The sequence below is a fragment of the Chitinophaga sp. genome (genome assembly GCF_036569185.1).
Taxonomy (GTDB): Bacteria; Bacteroidota; Bacteroidia; order Chitinophagales; family Chitinophagaceae; genus Chitinophaga.
This window is the reverse complement of record NZ_DATCRD010000023.1, coordinates 1-14,881: the sequence shown is the minus strand read 5'-3', so window position 1 is coordinate 14,881 and position 14,881 is coordinate 1. Positions and strand designations below refer to the sequence as shown.

The 14,881-nt window shown below is 46.2% G+C and carries 13 protein-coding genes and 1 pseudogene; 5 read left to right on the top strand and 9 right to left on the bottom strand.

The window, feature by feature from the left end; all coding sequences use genetic code 11:
• Window positions 1–173 precede the first annotated feature (173 nt).
• Window positions 174–872 (bottom strand): porin family protein, encoded by a 699-nt coding sequence (locus tag VIM72_RS01640; RefSeq protein ID WP_332001128.1) that lies wholly within the window; start codon window positions 870–872, stop codon window positions 174–176.
• Window positions 845–1,591: a bifunctional demethylmenaquinone methyltransferase/2-methoxy-6-polyprenyl-1,4-benzoquinol methylase UbiE gene (gene ubiE, locus VIM72_RS01635; RefSeq protein ID WP_332001127.1), complete on the bottom strand. Its 747-nt coding sequence runs from the start codon at window positions 1,589–1,591 to the stop codon at window positions 845–847. The genes VIM72_RS01640 and ubiE overlap by 28 nt, the downstream gene beginning before the upstream one ends.
• A gap of 86 nt (window positions 1,592–1,677) precedes the next feature.
• Between ubiE and yihA the strand changes: the two genes are divergently transcribed.
• The 5 genes from yihA to VIM72_RS01610 all read left to right on the top strand — a co-directional run bounded on the left by yihA (window position 1,678) and on the right by VIM72_RS01610 (window position 8,995).
• On the top strand, window positions 1,678–2,286 hold the full coding sequence (gene yihA / locus VIM72_RS01630; RefSeq protein WP_332001126.1) for a ribosome biogenesis GTP-binding protein YihA/YsxC: 609 nt from the start codon (window positions 1,678–1,680) through the stop codon (window positions 2,284–2,286).
• A gap of 112 nt (window positions 2,287–2,398) precedes the next feature.
• Entirely contained in the window at window positions 2,399–2,989 is a 591-nt protein-coding gene (locus VIM72_RS01625) for an RNA polymerase sigma-70 factor (protein ID WP_332001125.1), read from the top strand.
• Between the two features lie 70 nt (window positions 2,990–3,059).
• Complete coding sequence (locus VIM72_RS01620; protein WP_332001124.1) at window positions 3,060–4,040, top strand: FecR family protein; 981 nt, start codon at window positions 3,060–3,062, stop codon at window positions 4,038–4,040.
• Between the two features lie 19 nt (window positions 4,041–4,059).
• Window positions 4,060–7,410, top strand: coding sequence for a SusC/RagA family TonB-linked outer membrane protein (locus tag VIM72_RS01615; protein ID WP_332001123.1), 3,351 nt, complete (start codon window positions 4,060–4,062; stop codon window positions 7,408–7,410).
• Between the two features lie 25 nt (window positions 7,411–7,435).
• On the top strand, window positions 7,436–8,995 hold the full coding sequence (locus VIM72_RS01610; RefSeq protein WP_332001122.1) for a SusD/RagB family nutrient-binding outer membrane lipoprotein: 1,560 nt from the start codon (window positions 7,436–7,438) through the stop codon (window positions 8,993–8,995).
• Window positions 8,996–9,052: 57 nt separating this feature from the next.
• Here the strand turns inward: VIM72_RS01610 and VIM72_RS01605 are convergent, their stop codons facing one another.
• From VIM72_RS01605 to VIM72_RS01575, 7 genes and pseudogenes are all read right to left on the bottom strand, one after another.
• Window positions 9,053–9,427 carry a hypothetical protein gene (locus VIM72_RS01605; protein ID WP_332001121.1) on the bottom strand — a complete coding sequence of 125 codons (375 nt, stop codon included), beginning with the start codon at window positions 9,425–9,427 and terminating at the stop codon, window positions 9,053–9,055.
• 49 nt (window positions 9,428–9,476) lie between these two features.
• Complete coding sequence (locus VIM72_RS01600) at window positions 9,477–9,953, bottom strand: hypothetical protein (protein ID WP_332001120.1); 477 nt, start codon at window positions 9,951–9,953, stop codon at window positions 9,477–9,479.
• A 152-nt stretch (window positions 9,954–10,105) separates the two neighbouring features.
• Window positions 10,106–10,579 carry a ribonuclease H-like YkuK family protein gene (locus VIM72_RS01595; protein WP_079470056.1) on the bottom strand — a complete coding sequence of 158 codons (474 nt, stop codon included), beginning with the start codon at window positions 10,577–10,579 and terminating at the stop codon, window positions 10,106–10,108.
• 206 nt (window positions 10,580–10,785) lie between these two features.
• Window positions 10,786–11,163, bottom strand: coding sequence for a CoA-binding protein (locus VIM72_RS01590; RefSeq protein WP_332001119.1), 378 nt, complete (start codon window positions 11,161–11,163; stop codon window positions 10,786–10,788).
• 510 nt (window positions 11,164–11,673) lie between these two features.
• Entirely contained in the window at window positions 11,674–12,180 is a 507-nt protein-coding gene (locus VIM72_RS01585; RefSeq protein ID WP_332001118.1) for a GbsR/MarR family transcriptional regulator, read from the bottom strand.
• 306 nt (window positions 12,181–12,486) lie between these two features.
• Window positions 12,487–14,130, bottom strand: a complete 1,644-nt coding sequence (locus VIM72_RS01580) for a pyruvate dehydrogenase complex dihydrolipoamide acetyltransferase (RefSeq protein WP_332001117.1) — start codon at window positions 14,128–14,130, stop codon at window positions 12,487–12,489.
• Window positions 14,131–14,248: 118 nt separating this feature from the next.
• A pseudogene (locus tag VIM72_RS01575) lies at window positions 14,249–14,881 on the bottom strand (DNA polymerase III subunit gamma/tau); the annotation flags it as partial.

Genomic DNA, 14,881 nt, shown 5'->3' with positions numbered 1-14,881 from the left:
TTGCCGTTGATAGTGATATTCGGCGCTATTTTTTCAATGCGGTGGTCTTTGATCCATACATCCTGTACCGTAGTGCGCCCTTCGTTTACCACGGCTATATTCCTGATGAGGTAGTTTTGCATGGCGCAAAGGTAAAAAAATCAGGATTAATACGGGAAATCAATCAGGAGCACTTACCCCTCCAAATGAATCGAAAACACAATCATCCTCGATTGCAGTTTCTCCACTACATTGGAATACCGCAGGTTGGGATCTTTTACATGTACATTGCCAAAACCGTTGCTGATCTTAAACTCCGGGGCAAAAATGAAGCTCTCAAAATAAAATTCGAAGCCGGCGCCGGCTTCATAGCCATAATCGCTTTTCCTGATCTTTACAAGGTCTTCAGCCCTGCGCAGGCGGGCATTGGAAGCGAGGTCATAGTCATATTTAAGGCCGGCAATGGTATAAACGCGCATATTGCCGATGCGGTCCGATTTAAACTTGATCTGCAGGGGAAAGCTCAGTAAAATAGACTCGATCTTTTTTTCCGTATCCTGGGGTTTGGGATAAGTGTCGCGGTAGTACAGGTTTTTGGAAGCAAATATCAGCTGCGGGTTAAAGCGCAGGTCAAAATGCTCACTCAGCCTGGCATTGGCCAGCAAGCCCAGGTTGAACCCCATCGTTTTCAGCGGCTCCGCTATCATAATAGAGTCATCGGCCAGGAAAGCGGGGGAATGCTCTAATTTGAAATACGACTGGTTTGCTGCCAGTGTAATACCAAAGTAATAGGGTTTTGCATCGTGCTCCAACATATTCATCTGGGTTTGCGCCCTGGCGGGAGCTACCCCGAATATTATGAATATCAGCGCGTAGCGCAGTAAATGGAACATATGCCGAATGTTAGCGTTTTGCATGTAACGGCCTGGAAACGGGTATTGGTTAAAATAGTTCGCATTGCTTCACCCTGGGGAAACGCTTTCACAGATTCCGGCAGGTAACTGTAAGCCGCCTGGCTTTTGGCTACCCACTTCCCGATCAGGGGAGTAACATAACGAAAATACGAATTATATAATTGTTTAATGGGAAAAACTGTGGGATTCGAAAATTCAAGTATCACCAATTTACCTCCCGGCTTCAAAACCCGGTACATCTCAGACAACCCTTTCTCCAGGTTTTCAAAATTACGCACACCGAATGCCACTGTTATGGCATCAAACGTTTGATCAGGAAAACTTATTGTCTCACTATCGCCGGCCTGCAGGGTTATTTTGTTGCTTAACCCCGCTTTCAGGATCTTTTCCCGTCCATGGCTCAGCATTCCCTCTGAAATATCAATCCCCACAATTTTCTCGGGATGCAGCCGCTTTTCTGCCATAATAGCAAAGTCGCCGGTGCCGGTAGCCACGTCCAGCATGAGTTTGGGCTGAAGCGATTTCAAATAACCCAGCGCCTTTTTACGCCATATGATGTCGATCCCGAGCGACATAAAGTGATTAAGAAAGTCGTAGCGGTAAGCAATATCATCAAACATGGTCGCTATCTGCTCCTTCTTGCTTAATTTTGACCCTTCAAAGGGAACGATCTTCTGAACATTTGCATTTTCTGACATAGTGCGCAAAGTTAAAGAAATGTAGTCATGTGGCAGTATGCAAAAACAGGGATACGGGATTTTTAATGGAACAAAGCAATATCATTATGATTATTAAATCAGCAGAATATCTTATCAGCAGCCCCAGTTGGGATAAATGTCCCAATCCCATATGGCCGGAATACGCATTCATCGGCCGTTCTAACGTTGGTAAATCTTCGTTGATCAATATCCTGGCTAACAATGAGAAACTGGCCAAAACTTCCGGAACTCCGGGTAAAACACAAATGATTAATCATTTCGCCATTAATAACGCCTGGTACCTGGTAGACCTGCCCGGCTACGGATTTGCCAAAAGAAGTATGTCGCAGCGCCGCCAATGGGAACAGATGATCGAAAATTACCTGCGTAAACGGCCTAACCTCGTCAGCGTATTTGTATTGATCGACAGCCGCCACCAGCCACAGAAAATTGATATTGATTTTATTAACCAGCTGGGAGAATGGAATATACCGTTCAGTCTTGTATTCACCAAAGCAGACAAAAGCACCCAGGCGGAAGTCAGCAAAAATGTAAAGGCATTCCTCAATAAAATGAGGGAAACCTGGCAGTTCCTTCCACCCAACTTCATTACTTCTACCGTGAAGAAAACCGGCAGGGATGCCATCCTCACCTACATCGATGAGCTGAACGCGCAGTTCCGGGCCATCGCTTAGTAATGCTTTCTTATATACACATGTTTGTTACCCCGGCATTCCGGGGTAATTTTTTATATTTATTTGTTTATCTCAGCCAGTGATGGTATTTTTTGCCTAAATACTTGTTGGAATGCCGGATATCGCAGATGAAATACTGTGTAAAAAGATAATAGAGCAGGATGAAGATGCCTTCCGGGCGCTATACGAAAAATACCGGGATCACATATATGGCTACACTGTGAAGCTCTGCGGCCTGCCGGAAGTGGCATCCGATGCCGTTCAGGAAGTATTTATGAAGATATGGGTAAAAAAAGATACCCTGAACCCGGAATTATCTATCAGATCCTACCTCTACACTACTACCCGCAACTATGTATTTGATTACCTGAGAAAAGCGGTGCACGACCAGAAATTCCGTGAATATTTTCTGCAGATGTATACAGAAGATACCGGCATGATGGACGATATCCTTTACACCAGGCAACTGGAAGTTATTAAAATGAACGCTATTGCCCAACTGCCGGCCCAGCGCCAGCTGATTTTCAGAATGAGCAAGATACAGGGCTGCTCCAACCAGGAAATAGCAGATCAGCTGGGCATTTCCGTCAACACCGTAAGAGATCAGCTGGTAAAAGCTTCCCGCTTTGTAAGGCATTATCTCTACCAGCATGCAGATATATCAATCATCATTACTGCCTTTTGCCATATCATCCGTTTCTGAAAAAATATTTTCAGGAACGATCGTCTTTTAATGTTCCCCGATCGTATTAGTGTTATGTCAACCGTGAATAATGGAAGAAAGTAAAGAACGGATCAGGTTCCTCTTCATTAAATTAACCAAAAGGGAATGTACCCGGGAAGAGCGGCAGGAGCTTATCGCGTGGTTACAGGAAAATCCCGCGCCGGAATATTTACCGGAGGTGGAAGATTTGCTGCAGCAGGAAAACTGGCCAGTAATGCCGGCAGATATAGCCAGCCGTGTTTTCACCGCCATCATACAGCAAACACCGTCCAGGCCGGCAGTACCACTATGGAAAAGAACCGCCTTCAGAATGGCGGCAGCCCTGGTGCCGCTTGTTGGACTGGCAGCACTTGTATTGTTTTTTTATAGAGATAAAAATGATAAACGCCATTTCGCGAATAACACCCGCCAGGTGCAAACCATACAGCTGGAAGATGGCACGGTGATTAGTCTTAACCAACGCAGCAGTCTTACCATAAACATATCTCCCGGTAAAAATAAACGCAGGGAAGTATGGTTGAAAGGAGAAGCCTTCTTTACTGTGGTTCACCAGGCCGGCAATCCATTTGTGGTACACGTTGCCAACGGTATCGACATAAATGTACTGGGCACCGCTTTTAATGTGAACAGTATAGATAACAACGCAGTAGTAGTACTGAACGAAGGGAGCGTGAAAGTTAACACCTCCACAGGTAACGCACTGCTGCTGCATCCCGGCGAAATGGCCGGTTACAGCGCAAGTACCGGAGCGCTCACCAGGCAGAAAGTGGATACCCTCTTTCAAACATCCTGGAGATATAATCTCATGGCCTTCAAAGGCGAACCATTGAAAACAGTAATGCATAGAATCGGTGAACAATATGATTACGAAATAGTATTTGATCAGGAAGAAGCAGAAGAACTGCTGTTTACAGGTTATGTACCGTCGGATAACCTGCAACAGGCCATTGCCACAATAGAACAGTCCTTTAATTTAAAATTCATTTTACAACACAAGATCATCCGTGTAAGCAACAAAAAAATCCTTTAGAGACAACCAAAATTTAGTTATGAAAAGAGTTAAATCAATCAGTACCCTGCTGATAATGGTCACTGCTTTGCTATGCTGTTTGCAATGGTCAGAAGCACAGAAGTTAAAAGCAGCCTCCCCTGGAAACAAAGTAAACGCTGTACCACTTATTACTGTAATCAATGAACTGGAAGCAAAATTTGATATACGCTTTAGTTACAACACCAACCTGCTGAAAGGGAAAAATGTGCTCCTGCAAAACACAAATATCTTCCAGGCAGATAATATTGAGAGCAACCTCAATAAGTATATGGCGCCACTTGGATTGGTATGCAGGAAAATCAACGGAAAACTTTACGTGGTAAAAGCGGAAGATGCCACCGATGCCAATACTGTACAGGCAGCAGCCGCTAACACAGCCCCACTGCAAAACATCAAAGGCTCGGTAAAGGACTCTCTCGGCAACGCATTGCCAGGCGTTATTGTTCAGGTGAAAGGCACCTCCAAAGCCGCGGTTACTGATAAAAACGGCAACTTCTCCATCGATAACGTAAAGGATGGCGATGTGCTGTTATTCAGCTTCATCGGCTATACGCCAAAAGAATACACTGTGAAAGGAGAGCAACCTGTTCACATGGTGCTTAGCGATCAGGCTATCAGTATCGACCAGGTAGTGGTGACGGCGCTGGGTATCAAACGCCAGGAAAAAGCCCTGGGGTACGCTGTGCAACGGGTAAAAGGAGAGGCGGTACAAACGGTGAAAGGAGTGGATATGGCTACTTCCCTTACCGGCCAGGTATCCGGCCTCGTGATCAAAAACTCCACGGAGTTTTTTGCCAAACCTACTATTGAATTAAGAGGGGAAAGCGCTTTGCTGGTGGTGGATGGCGTGCCATACGGTAATATGACCTTGCGCGATATTCCTACAGATGATATAGAAAGCCTCGATATCCTCAAAGGGCCCACCGCCTCTGCATTATACGGATCCAGGGCTGCCGGCGGCGTGATCCTCATCACCACAAAAAAAGGAACCGGCACAGGATTGTCTGTAAACGTGAACAGCAATACCATGTTCCAGAGCGGCTTCCTGGCGATACCTAAGTCGCAGACTTCCTACGGCCGTGGCCAGAATGGGAAAATTGACAACGACTATGTATGGGGCCCCAGGCTGGATGCGGGAAATACCGCCAGGGACTGGAACCCCGTTACCAAACAGTTTGAAGACAACAGGCCGCTGAACTCCGTAGGTAAAGACAACCTGAAGAACTTTATGCAACTGGGCATTGTTACCAACAATAACATCAACGTATCCCAAAGCGGGAAATACGGCAGCTTCCGCGCTTCCCTGAACCACATCTATAATAAAGGCCAGTTCCCCAATGCCAAACTGAATATGTATAACTTCACCCTGGGCGGGGAATTGAAGGCCTCCGAAAAATTCAGCCTCGAAGGACATATGGGCGTAAGCAAGCGGATGGCCCCACAGGTATGGGGAACCGGCTATGGCAACCAGGGGTATATTTACCAGCTCACCATGTGGACAGGCCCCGAATACGATATCCGCCAGTACCGCGATTACTGGAAAACACCCAATCAAACGCAGAACTGGATGTACACTAACTGGTACGATAACCCCTATCTCATCGCCTACGAAAAACTGGATGCTATTCAGCAGAATACAACGAATGCAAGTCTTACTGCCAATTATAAATTCACCCCTGACCTGAACTTACTGGTACGCATCGGCTATGATGTTTACAACAACAAAGAAACCTTTACCAACCCAACCGCCAATATCTATTCTACCCGTGGCGGATGGAATGCCCGTGGTTTATACAGCATCAATAATACCTGGGGCTGGAGCACCAATGATGACGCTATGCTTAGCTACAATAAAAAAGCGGGCGACTGGAACTTCGAAGCAATGGTGGGTGGAACCATTTATTACTGGGTAGATGAAGGATTGAAAGCCACTACCAAGAACGGGTTAACAAGCCCCACTTTCTTTTCGCTCAATGGTTCTGTTGAACCCCCTACCTTCACCCCCGCCTATAGCAGCAGGCAGGTGAACAGTTTGTATGGACGAGCAGCCGTAAGCTGGCGTAACACGGTGTTTATTGACGCTACCGGGCGTAACGACTGGAACTCCGCACAACCGGAAGAGAACCGGGCCTATTTTTATCCCTCCGTTGGTTCCAGTGTGGTATTGTCTGAGTTATTTAAGATGCCTGCATTTACTGATATGTGGAAAATACGCGGTTCCTGGGCTACCTTCAAAACCCCGGCTGGTGTTTATGACATCAACCGTTTGTATTCCACTACCACCGGAGCATGGAATGGCGCTAATTCCGCCAGTTATCCCAGCAACCTGCTGGGTGTTAACCTGCTGCCCAGCTCACAACGTACCTGGGAAATCGGTACTGCTGCTTACCTGTTCAAAAAACGTTTGAATATAGACGTTGCCTATTTCAATAAATACTACTACAACCAGCAAACGTCCGTTTCAATTCCCGGCTCTTCGGGCTTCCTCAGCACACTGGTAAATACATCTGAAACCTACGTAAGGAAAGGCCTGGAAATTACCGTTGGCGGAACTGTAATGAAGAAGAAAGATTTTCAATGGTTATCTACCATCAACTGGTCTAACCAACACCGTTATTATGTAGACCTCGATCCTGTATACTCCGCGCAAAGCCCATGGGTAAAGAAAAAAGAAAGACTTGATACCTATACAGATTATTACTGGCTGAGAGATCCGGACGGTAATGTAATACACAACAGCGGCTATCCCGTGGAAAGTGATTACAGGAAGAAGTATGGTTACAGTGATCCTGATTTCAGCTTCGGTTTTATCAATACCTTCTCCTATAAAAATTTCACTGCATCACTCAATATTGATGGGCGTATCGGCGGACTGATGTACAACTACATCTATGATAAAATGTGGGACTCCGGAACCAATCCTGAATCAGATAACCAGTATCGTTATGATGAAGTAGTGAACGGTCTTACTAATTATGTAGGACAAGGTGTAAAGGTTACTTCAGGCAGTGTGACTTACGATAACTTCGGCAATATTACCAGCGATACGCGCAAGTATGCGGTGAATGATACAAAAGTATCTTACCAGAACTATGCGCAGAACTTCAGGGGCGGCGACTATGGTGTGCAAAAGAAAACTTTTGTAAAGGTGCGTGAAATATCCGTTGGCTACAGGTTCCCTGCTGCTATGCTGGCGAAGAGCGGGATAAAAAATGCTTCTGTTTCACTTACCGCGCAGAACCTCTTCCTGTTCACCGCTTTCAAATTTTCAGATCCCGATGTAGATGATGAAAACCTGAACTCACCATCGCAACGGATGCTGGGCGTTAATTTCAGGGTAGGGTTCTGATATCTTTCACATCAAAAAAAATCTCATGAAAAACAATTCCTTAAAATATATACATGCAGTATTCCTTACAGCCACGCTGGCTGCAGGCTGCTCTAAATTCGACAAGATCAATACCAATCCCAATAAAACCACGCAGGTGAGCTCCGCCATGCTGGCCACCAACATGATCCTCAGCATTACCCGTTCAGATATCAGTACCACCAAAAGCTTTATGCAGCCTTATTTGCTGGGAAAGTATCTTACATGGGGAGAAGGACAGGAAAGTTTCCAGTACAACAGGTTGGGCAGAACCAATTTTAACAGGATCGCTTTACTGCGTAACGTACCTCCTATGATAGGCTATGCACCGGATGAACAACTCCGGAAATCCTACAACGCATTGGGACATTTTATCAGGGCCTGGCAATTTTTTCAAACCACTATACAGGTAGGCGATATTCCTTATTCGCAGGCAGTGAAAGGAGAGTCTGAAAATCTTATTCAACCAGGGTATGATACACAGAAAGCCGTATTCCTTGGCATCCTGAATGAACTGGATAGCGCTAACCTTCTTTTTGCAGAAGGAAAGGATTTCAGTGGTGATCCGATCTATAACGGCAAAGCAGATAACTGGCGCAGGCTTACCAACAGCTTCGAGTTACATGTGCTGATGAACCTGTACAGGAAAACAGCTGATGCAGATCTGAAAGTGATAGAACGGTTTAAGGAGATAGTAGCCAATAGGCCGCTGATGCGTTCTTATGCCGATAATTTTGCGCTTACCTATACTGCTGCCGCGGGACAAAACTATCCCTGGTCCGATGTGCCGGCAGGCTCAGGTAACTCCTTTGTGAAATCCAATTACACAATGCTTACAGCCACGTTGATAGATCCGTTGAAGGCTTTGCACGACCGCCGTTTATTTTACTACGCCAAACCTTCGCCCGTTAAAATTGCAGCCGGTAAAACGGCAGATGATTATGATGCATACGTGGGCGCCGAGCCCTCTGATGCGTTTCCTGCTTTGCAGTCTATCCGTTTGTCGAAAGACTATTCCGATCTGAATAACCGCTATGTGAACCTGGTAAATGCAGAGCCGGTAAGTGTTTTCAGTTATTCTGAATTACAGTTTGTATTGGCAGAAGCAGCGCTGCGCGGATGGATCACCGGTACGCCGGCGCAAAATTATTACGCTGCAGGGGTCACTAATTCCATGAAATTTACAGCTGCATATACTCCTGATATAGAGGACTATCATCACAATATGAAAATAGACGATAGTTATATCCAGGGATATATAACATCGGTGGCGCTTGCAGGCAGTATGCAGCAGCAGTTGTCGCAGATCATTACACAAAAATACCTCGCAGGATTCCTGCAGGGTGCTAACTACAATGCCTGGTACGAACAGAGGAGAACCGGTTATCCCGTATTCAAACTGAATGCAACTACTAACCTGAACACGCCGGCTACGCAGTTTCCCGTAAGATGGCTTTATCCTGATAATGAGCTGAGTTATAATAATGCAAATCTCAATGATGCTATCCAGCGGCAGTTCAGTGGCAGTGATAATGTGAACAGCGTGATGTGGCTGTTAAAAGACTAAAGTAGGAACGGGGATGAAAGCGATATTCGTTTCCATCCCCGTTCTTAACTATAACTATCAGTAAGCTAATTTGCCATAGGTCATGATGCAGGCGTCTGAAATGTTGGGAGTCAGAATGATGGCATCCGTGGTAAAAGTGACGAAAAATTGTCGGTTTTCCCCGATCGTCAGCACATTTTCGTTATTTACCTGTTTTATATGAAATGTATCAGCATTTATTCTTACGTCATTGATAAATAATGCGTATTGATTGCCGTGGAAAACTATTTCCTGCTTTTCGGTTACCTGCGCGCCTTGTCCGCTAAAACATCCTTCCACTTTTGCCAGCCGCCATTTCCCTTCTACAGAAGTGAGCAGGGGTGCATCTTTCTTTTTACAGGCAGAGAAAACAGTTATTAAAAAAAGGACAGTGAGGAAATGATAAAATTTCATAACAGGGGCTTTTTAGTGTTATTGATACAATAATCTACTGGTAGTATGATCAGTTAAATATTTTATTGTTGATGATCGTTTGATTGATCTTTTTCTCAAAATCCACAAAGTAGGTAGGGGCAGCAGGTTGAGGCAATAAATCTAAATAGATGTCGGTAGTATCTGCCGGATTTTTTTCTATGTAGATAAATGCCCGGTAGGGTGCATCGGTTGCGCCACGCGATGAGTAAGTATTAGGATCAGCTTTTATGGCTGTTCTCGGGAAGCTGCTGAGAAAAGGCTTCAGGCTGTCATGCACATTGCCCGGTAATTTCCGGGTGCTTTTCTCATTATTTTTTTGAGTAATAACGTAACTCCCATCTGCGGTGATTTGCAGTGTTTTGCTTTCTACATTGGGAACACTAAAACCTCCATCAAAAACAAACAACGCAGTAGTATCAAGAGCTTCTACTTTATCTTTTTTGCAGGAAAGCGCGCAGAGGGAAACCAGCAGCAATACGGCTGCCAATGATTTTGGTCGTATCATACAAAAAAACTGTTTTATTGAATGTATAGCGTAGAAACCAGCGAAAAGTTACAGGGAGTGGGGGGATTGTATAGCTTGATAAGGGGAGAAAATGCCACCTGACGTGGTAGCACGTCAAAAAAAATGAGAGAGGTACAAAAAAACGGGGCGCCTTAGTTCACTATCTTATTGGCGCAGCTGCTGCTGGCAAAGGCTTCGGGTTTGGCTTTAAAGGCAAAGCCCATTCCCAGGATATAGCCCATTGCTTCCCGCAACGCCAGGTTGCTTTTGAACTGAGGGTTGGTATTGATGTCTGCGTGCACTTCCATGTCTACATCATATTCAGTAAACAGGTCGCACAGTTCATACGCAATTTCAATACTCTTGGCTACTTCTACCAGCATGCGCTCTTTGATAGAATAGCGGTCTTTGGTTTTTTCATTGTGAATAAACATAAACCCGCCGTGACCTTCCCGCAGGAATACGATCACCGTGGCGAATTCCGTATCTACTCCTTTTACCTGGGAATCAGTGCCGATGCACACTTTCAGCCGGAACCCCTTTGCGGTTTCACGGACGATGGCTTGTCGTACTTCTTCCTTTACCGGAAGGTGGATAACCTCTCCATTAAATCTTCTCCATTGCATACATGTATATATTAAGGGTGAACATGCGTAATTGGGTTATGCTATAATGCCTGCCTGCTGAAGTAATGCCATGCGCTAATTGGGTCAACAATATGGGATGCGTTCATTGGGGGATAACAGCAATATGTACGAATATACGAAAAAGCTGTTAGCAATAACCAACAGCTGTATATTAAAAAAATAAGAAGATCCAGGGAAGGGGAAGACTAGAACTGTCCTGTGCTGAGCATTACAAGGGTACATGCCTCTACCGGCTGGATATTATGCTGCCGGGCAATATCTTCCAGTTCGGGGTTTTCTGCGCCGGGGTTGAAGATGATGCGGCGGGGCTGCAACTGCAGTATATAGTCGTAATATTCTTTTTGTGCCATCGGGTTCAGGTACATGGTCACGGTATCTACTTTTTCAAGTGGCGGATGTTCTGTGATCACCGGGGTATCGCCAATGGCAGCCGCACGTTTCCCGATCGCTACTACCGGGTGGCCTTTGGCCTTTAGCCGGTTCACTGCCAGGTTGCTGTATCTTTCCGGGTTAGGCGATGCGCCCAGTACCACGGTGAGCTTTTTATCATTATTGGTTTCCATACCGCTAATTTACGGAATTCGGGGCAGGTGATAAGCGCTCCGGGCTTTTACAGGGAGATCCGCCGCTATGGCTGTTTCGTATAGGCGGGCGGGTGGTTACGACTGGAGGAAAACCGCTTTTTCCCTGACGGCAATAGCGCTTCTTCGTATAGTTAATACTGTTATGGTAAGTATCATGCCTGGTATCAACAGGTAAATACTGGAATAAATGAAAAAAAGGCAGGCTTCGTTAAAAAGATTAGACCGGATATCGAGCCATCCATATCCATCGGCCTCAAACAGTAACGCTAACAAGCTCACATTACACAGCAGGAGTCAGCACTTTTATAACCCGCTTTCCCCCATAATACAGCCATTATAACACCGGAAAGCCGGGAAATACAAAAAGATGGAGAACATCGATTGTGCAGATGATAATGAGCACTCCCTGGATAACACTGTCTTTTATGTAAAACAGTTTCATCTTTTGGTATTGGGATTTTCAGAAGAGTGAAAATATGTTTCCCTAACCTACTTGATCAGCTTTAGCAGGCTGCTATAGAACCAGCTTTCTTCCGATTTGATAAAAGCCCCAATGGTTTTATCGGTTTGCTGCGCAAATTTGGTGATGTTAGAGATAGAGTCCTTAAAGGCTTTCATTTCTTTGTCTTTAGGATCGCCCTCGGCTTGTTGCAGCTGCAACAACACTTTCATGATAGGATCCAGCTCACGTTTCTTTCTTTCACGGGCTATATAGGTAGCTACTTTCCAGATATCTTTCTCCGCTACAAAAAATTCTTTTCTTTCCCCCGGGATCAGGATACGTTCCACCAGGCCCCAGTTAATAAGTTCCCGCACATTCATATTGGTATTTCCGCGGGAAATGTTCAGTTCCTCCATGATATCATCGGCACTCAGGGGATCAGGCATTATCAACAACAAAGCGTGGATCTGGGCCATTGTACGGTTAATGCCCCACTGGGCGCCCAAAGAGCCCCATGTTTGGATAAACTGCGCTTTTGCTTCCACTAAATTCATGTAGGTCGTTATTTTATAGCGTTTGACGGTTTACAGGCTCAAATGTATATCAGGTTTTTGAACTTTCAAAATCTAATGAAACATTTTACCGGTGAATGACGGGAAGGATCAGCGGTATCAATGGTGCTTCAGGCATTGAACTGCGCTAAAACCGGCGGCGGTATTACTGATATTATTGGGTTGTTTAGGAGACAAAAAGACGGAGCGATCACTTCGCTTAGGGAAAGGCATATCATTCTCACCCGGGCAGATGCAAAAAAAAAGACGGAGCGAATGCTCCGCCTTTCATATAGCTATTACAATTTTTTATACCAGCATAGTTACCGGGTTTTCCAGGAAACCTTTCAGGGTAGCCAGGAAACGGGCGCCTACTGCTCCATCTACGCTTCTGTGGTCGCAGCTGAGGGTCAGTTTCATGATGTTGGCCGTTTTTATCTGCCCTTTTTCCACTACCGCAGTTTCGGTGATATTACCAACCGCAAGGATCGCTGAATCCGGCGGGTTAATGATGGCTGTGAATTCGTCGATGCCCAGCATACCCAGGTTGGAGATGCTGAAGGTATTACCGCTGAATTCCTGTGGCTGCAGTTTCTTGTTCTTGGCTTTGTCGTACAGGCCTTTTGCATCACTGGCAATCTGGCTCAGTGTTTTCTGATCAGCAAAGCGGATCACCGGTACTATCAGGCCTTCTTCAATGGCTACCGCTGAACCGATGTGTATGTGCTGGTTTTCGCGGATAAAGTCGCCCATCCAGCTGCTGTTCACAGCAGGATGCTGACGCAGTGCCATGGCAGCAGCCTTGATCACCATATCATTGAAGGAAATCTTAACAGGGGAAATTTCGTTGATGGATTTGCGGGCTTCTATCGCCTTATCCATATTCACATCTATTTTCAGGTAGAAGTGAGGCGCACTGAATTTGCTTTCGCTGAGGCGTCTGGCAATGGTCTGGCGCATTTTGGTGAGCGGAATATCTTTGAAGCCTTCCTGGCCGGCAGGTACAAAGGCAGGAGCAGCAGGCGCTGTACCGGTTTGTGCTGCAGGCGCCGTTTTGGCTGCAGGAACATAGCTATCCACATCTTTCTTGATGATACGGCCACCATCGCCGGAACCCGGAACCTGGCTGATATCAATACCTTTTTCTTCAGCCAGTTTCTTTGCCAGCGGGGATGCTTTCACGCGGCCATCAGTGCTGGTGGTAGTTGCAGCAGTAGCCTGGGCTGGTGCCGGAGTACCGTTCTGGGAAGGAGCAGGGGCAGATGCCGCGGGAGCGGATGATGCCGGTGCAGCGCCTTCAGCTGCCAGGATAGCGTCTACATTAGTACCTGCTTTACCCACAATGGCTATAATACCATTCACTTTGGCAGCGTCGCCTTCTTTTACGCCTATATATAATAAGGTACCGTCGGCATAGCCTATTACTTCCATGGTCGCTTTATCCGTTTCCACTTCAGCCAGTACATCATCACTTTTTACAACGTCGCCTACTTTTTTGTTCCAGGCAACTATTTTACCTTCTGTCATGGTATCGCTCAGGAGCGGCATCCGGATAACAGTAGCATTTTTCAGTGCTTCTTTTAATGCAGCATCATCAGCCGGAGCGGCAGCGGCCGGAGCAGCCTGTGGGGCAGGCGCCGGTGCGGCGGCAGCAGGTGCAGGAGCAGCAGCATCTTTTTTACCTTCGCCTTCCAGCAGGGAACTGTAATCCTCTCCCGGTTTACCTACAATGGCAATGATCCCGTTTACTTTAGCTGCTTTCCCTTTCTCAACACCTATATAAAGGAGGGTTCCTTCTACATAACCCATCACTTCCATAGTGGCCTTGTCTGTTTCCACTTCAGCTATAACATCATCTGCTTTTACTGTATCGCCCACCTTTTTATGCCATTCCGCAATCACCCCTTCCGTCATCGTATCACTCAAAAGGGGCATTCTGATAACTTCTGCCATAGTGCTTTATTCAAAATTTTGTTCAAACCTACATGTTTTTGCGCAAAAACGCAAAGAAGGAATTGTAAACTGTTTAAAAATGTCTGTCTATCCTTGATATTTAATCAGCGTATACCCGCTAGAAATCCAGTTCCATGTTAAGCCGGTCTTTCAGCTCTTTTACCAGTGGGTATTTCTCTGCCATCTGCTGGAACTGCTCCCTGCTGGAAAGCGGCGCCGGACCGATATCCTGGACCTGCTGGCTCTCATCCAGCTGCAGGGTTAGCACAATGGCCGGGTTATTGAACTTCTTCTTCAGGAACTCCGCAATCACCAGCTTTTCTTCCTCCATAAACCGGAATTGTACAATGTTCCGGCTTACTATTCCCACCTCGGCAGTACCCAGCAACTTCAGTTGAGCCAGCTGTAAATTGCTTACCACCGTCATTTTATTGGCCTGCCGGTACAGATCAATAAATTCTTCCCAGTACACATGGATGGCCCCCAGGGTGAGTGGGATGGATTGTACCTGGGTAGTGCCCTGCTGTTTGGCAGCCATTGCTTCTTTCATGGCGGCAAGCCCGGTCAGTTTGCCGGCGGGCGCAGGGGCGGCTGCAGTACCGGAGGTTCCGGCAGCAGGGGAAGCCACAGGAGCCGTAGCTGCCCCCGATGAACTGGCAACAGGCGTGTGGGCTGCAGGTGCCGCAGCCGCAGCAGGCGTATGGACCACTCCGGTATTTCCGTTGGGAGAAGGCGTTGCAGATGGTGGCGG

Coding starts and splice junctions, on each gene's coding strand:
- VIM72_RS01640 (WP_332001128.1), bottom strand. CDS start 872: ATGTTCCATTTACTGCGCTACGCGCTGATATTCATAATATTCGGGGTA.
- ubiE (WP_332001127.1), bottom strand. CDS start 1,591: ATGTCAGAAAATGCAAATGTTCAGAAGATCGTTCCCTTTGAAGGGTCA.
- yihA (WP_332001126.1), top strand. CDS start 1,678: ATGATTATTAAATCAGCAGAATATCTTATCAGCAGCCCCAGTTGGGAT.
- VIM72_RS01625 (WP_332001125.1), top strand. CDS start 2,399: ATGCCGGATATCGCAGATGAAATACTGTGTAAAAAGATAATAGAGCAG.
- VIM72_RS01620 (WP_332001124.1), top strand. CDS start 3,060: ATGGAAGAAAGTAAAGAACGGATCAGGTTCCTCTTCATTAAATTAACC.
- VIM72_RS01615 (WP_332001123.1), top strand. CDS start 4,060: ATGAAAAGAGTTAAATCAATCAGTACCCTGCTGATAATGGTCACTGCT.
- VIM72_RS01610 (WP_332001122.1), top strand. CDS start 7,436: ATGAAAAACAATTCCTTAAAATATATACATGCAGTATTCCTTACAGCC.
- VIM72_RS01605 (WP_332001121.1), bottom strand. CDS start 9,427: ATGAAATTTTATCATTTCCTCACTGTCCTTTTTTTAATAACTGTTTTC.
- VIM72_RS01600 (WP_332001120.1), bottom strand. CDS start 9,953: ATGATACGACCAAAATCATTGGCAGCCGTATTGCTGCTGGTTTCCCTC.
- VIM72_RS01595 (WP_079470056.1), bottom strand. CDS start 10,579: ATGCAATGGAGAAGATTTAATGGAGAGGTTATCCACCTTCCGGTAAAG.
- VIM72_RS01590 (WP_332001119.1), bottom strand. CDS start 11,163: ATGGAAACCAATAATGATAAAAAGCTCACCGTGGTACTGGGCGCATCG.
- VIM72_RS01585 (WP_332001118.1), bottom strand. CDS start 12,180: ATGAATTTAGTGGAAGCAAAAGCGCAGTTTATCCAAACATGGGGCTCT.
- VIM72_RS01580 (WP_332001117.1), bottom strand. CDS start 14,130: ATGGCAGAAGTTATCAGAATGCCCCTTTTGAGTGATACGATGACGGAA.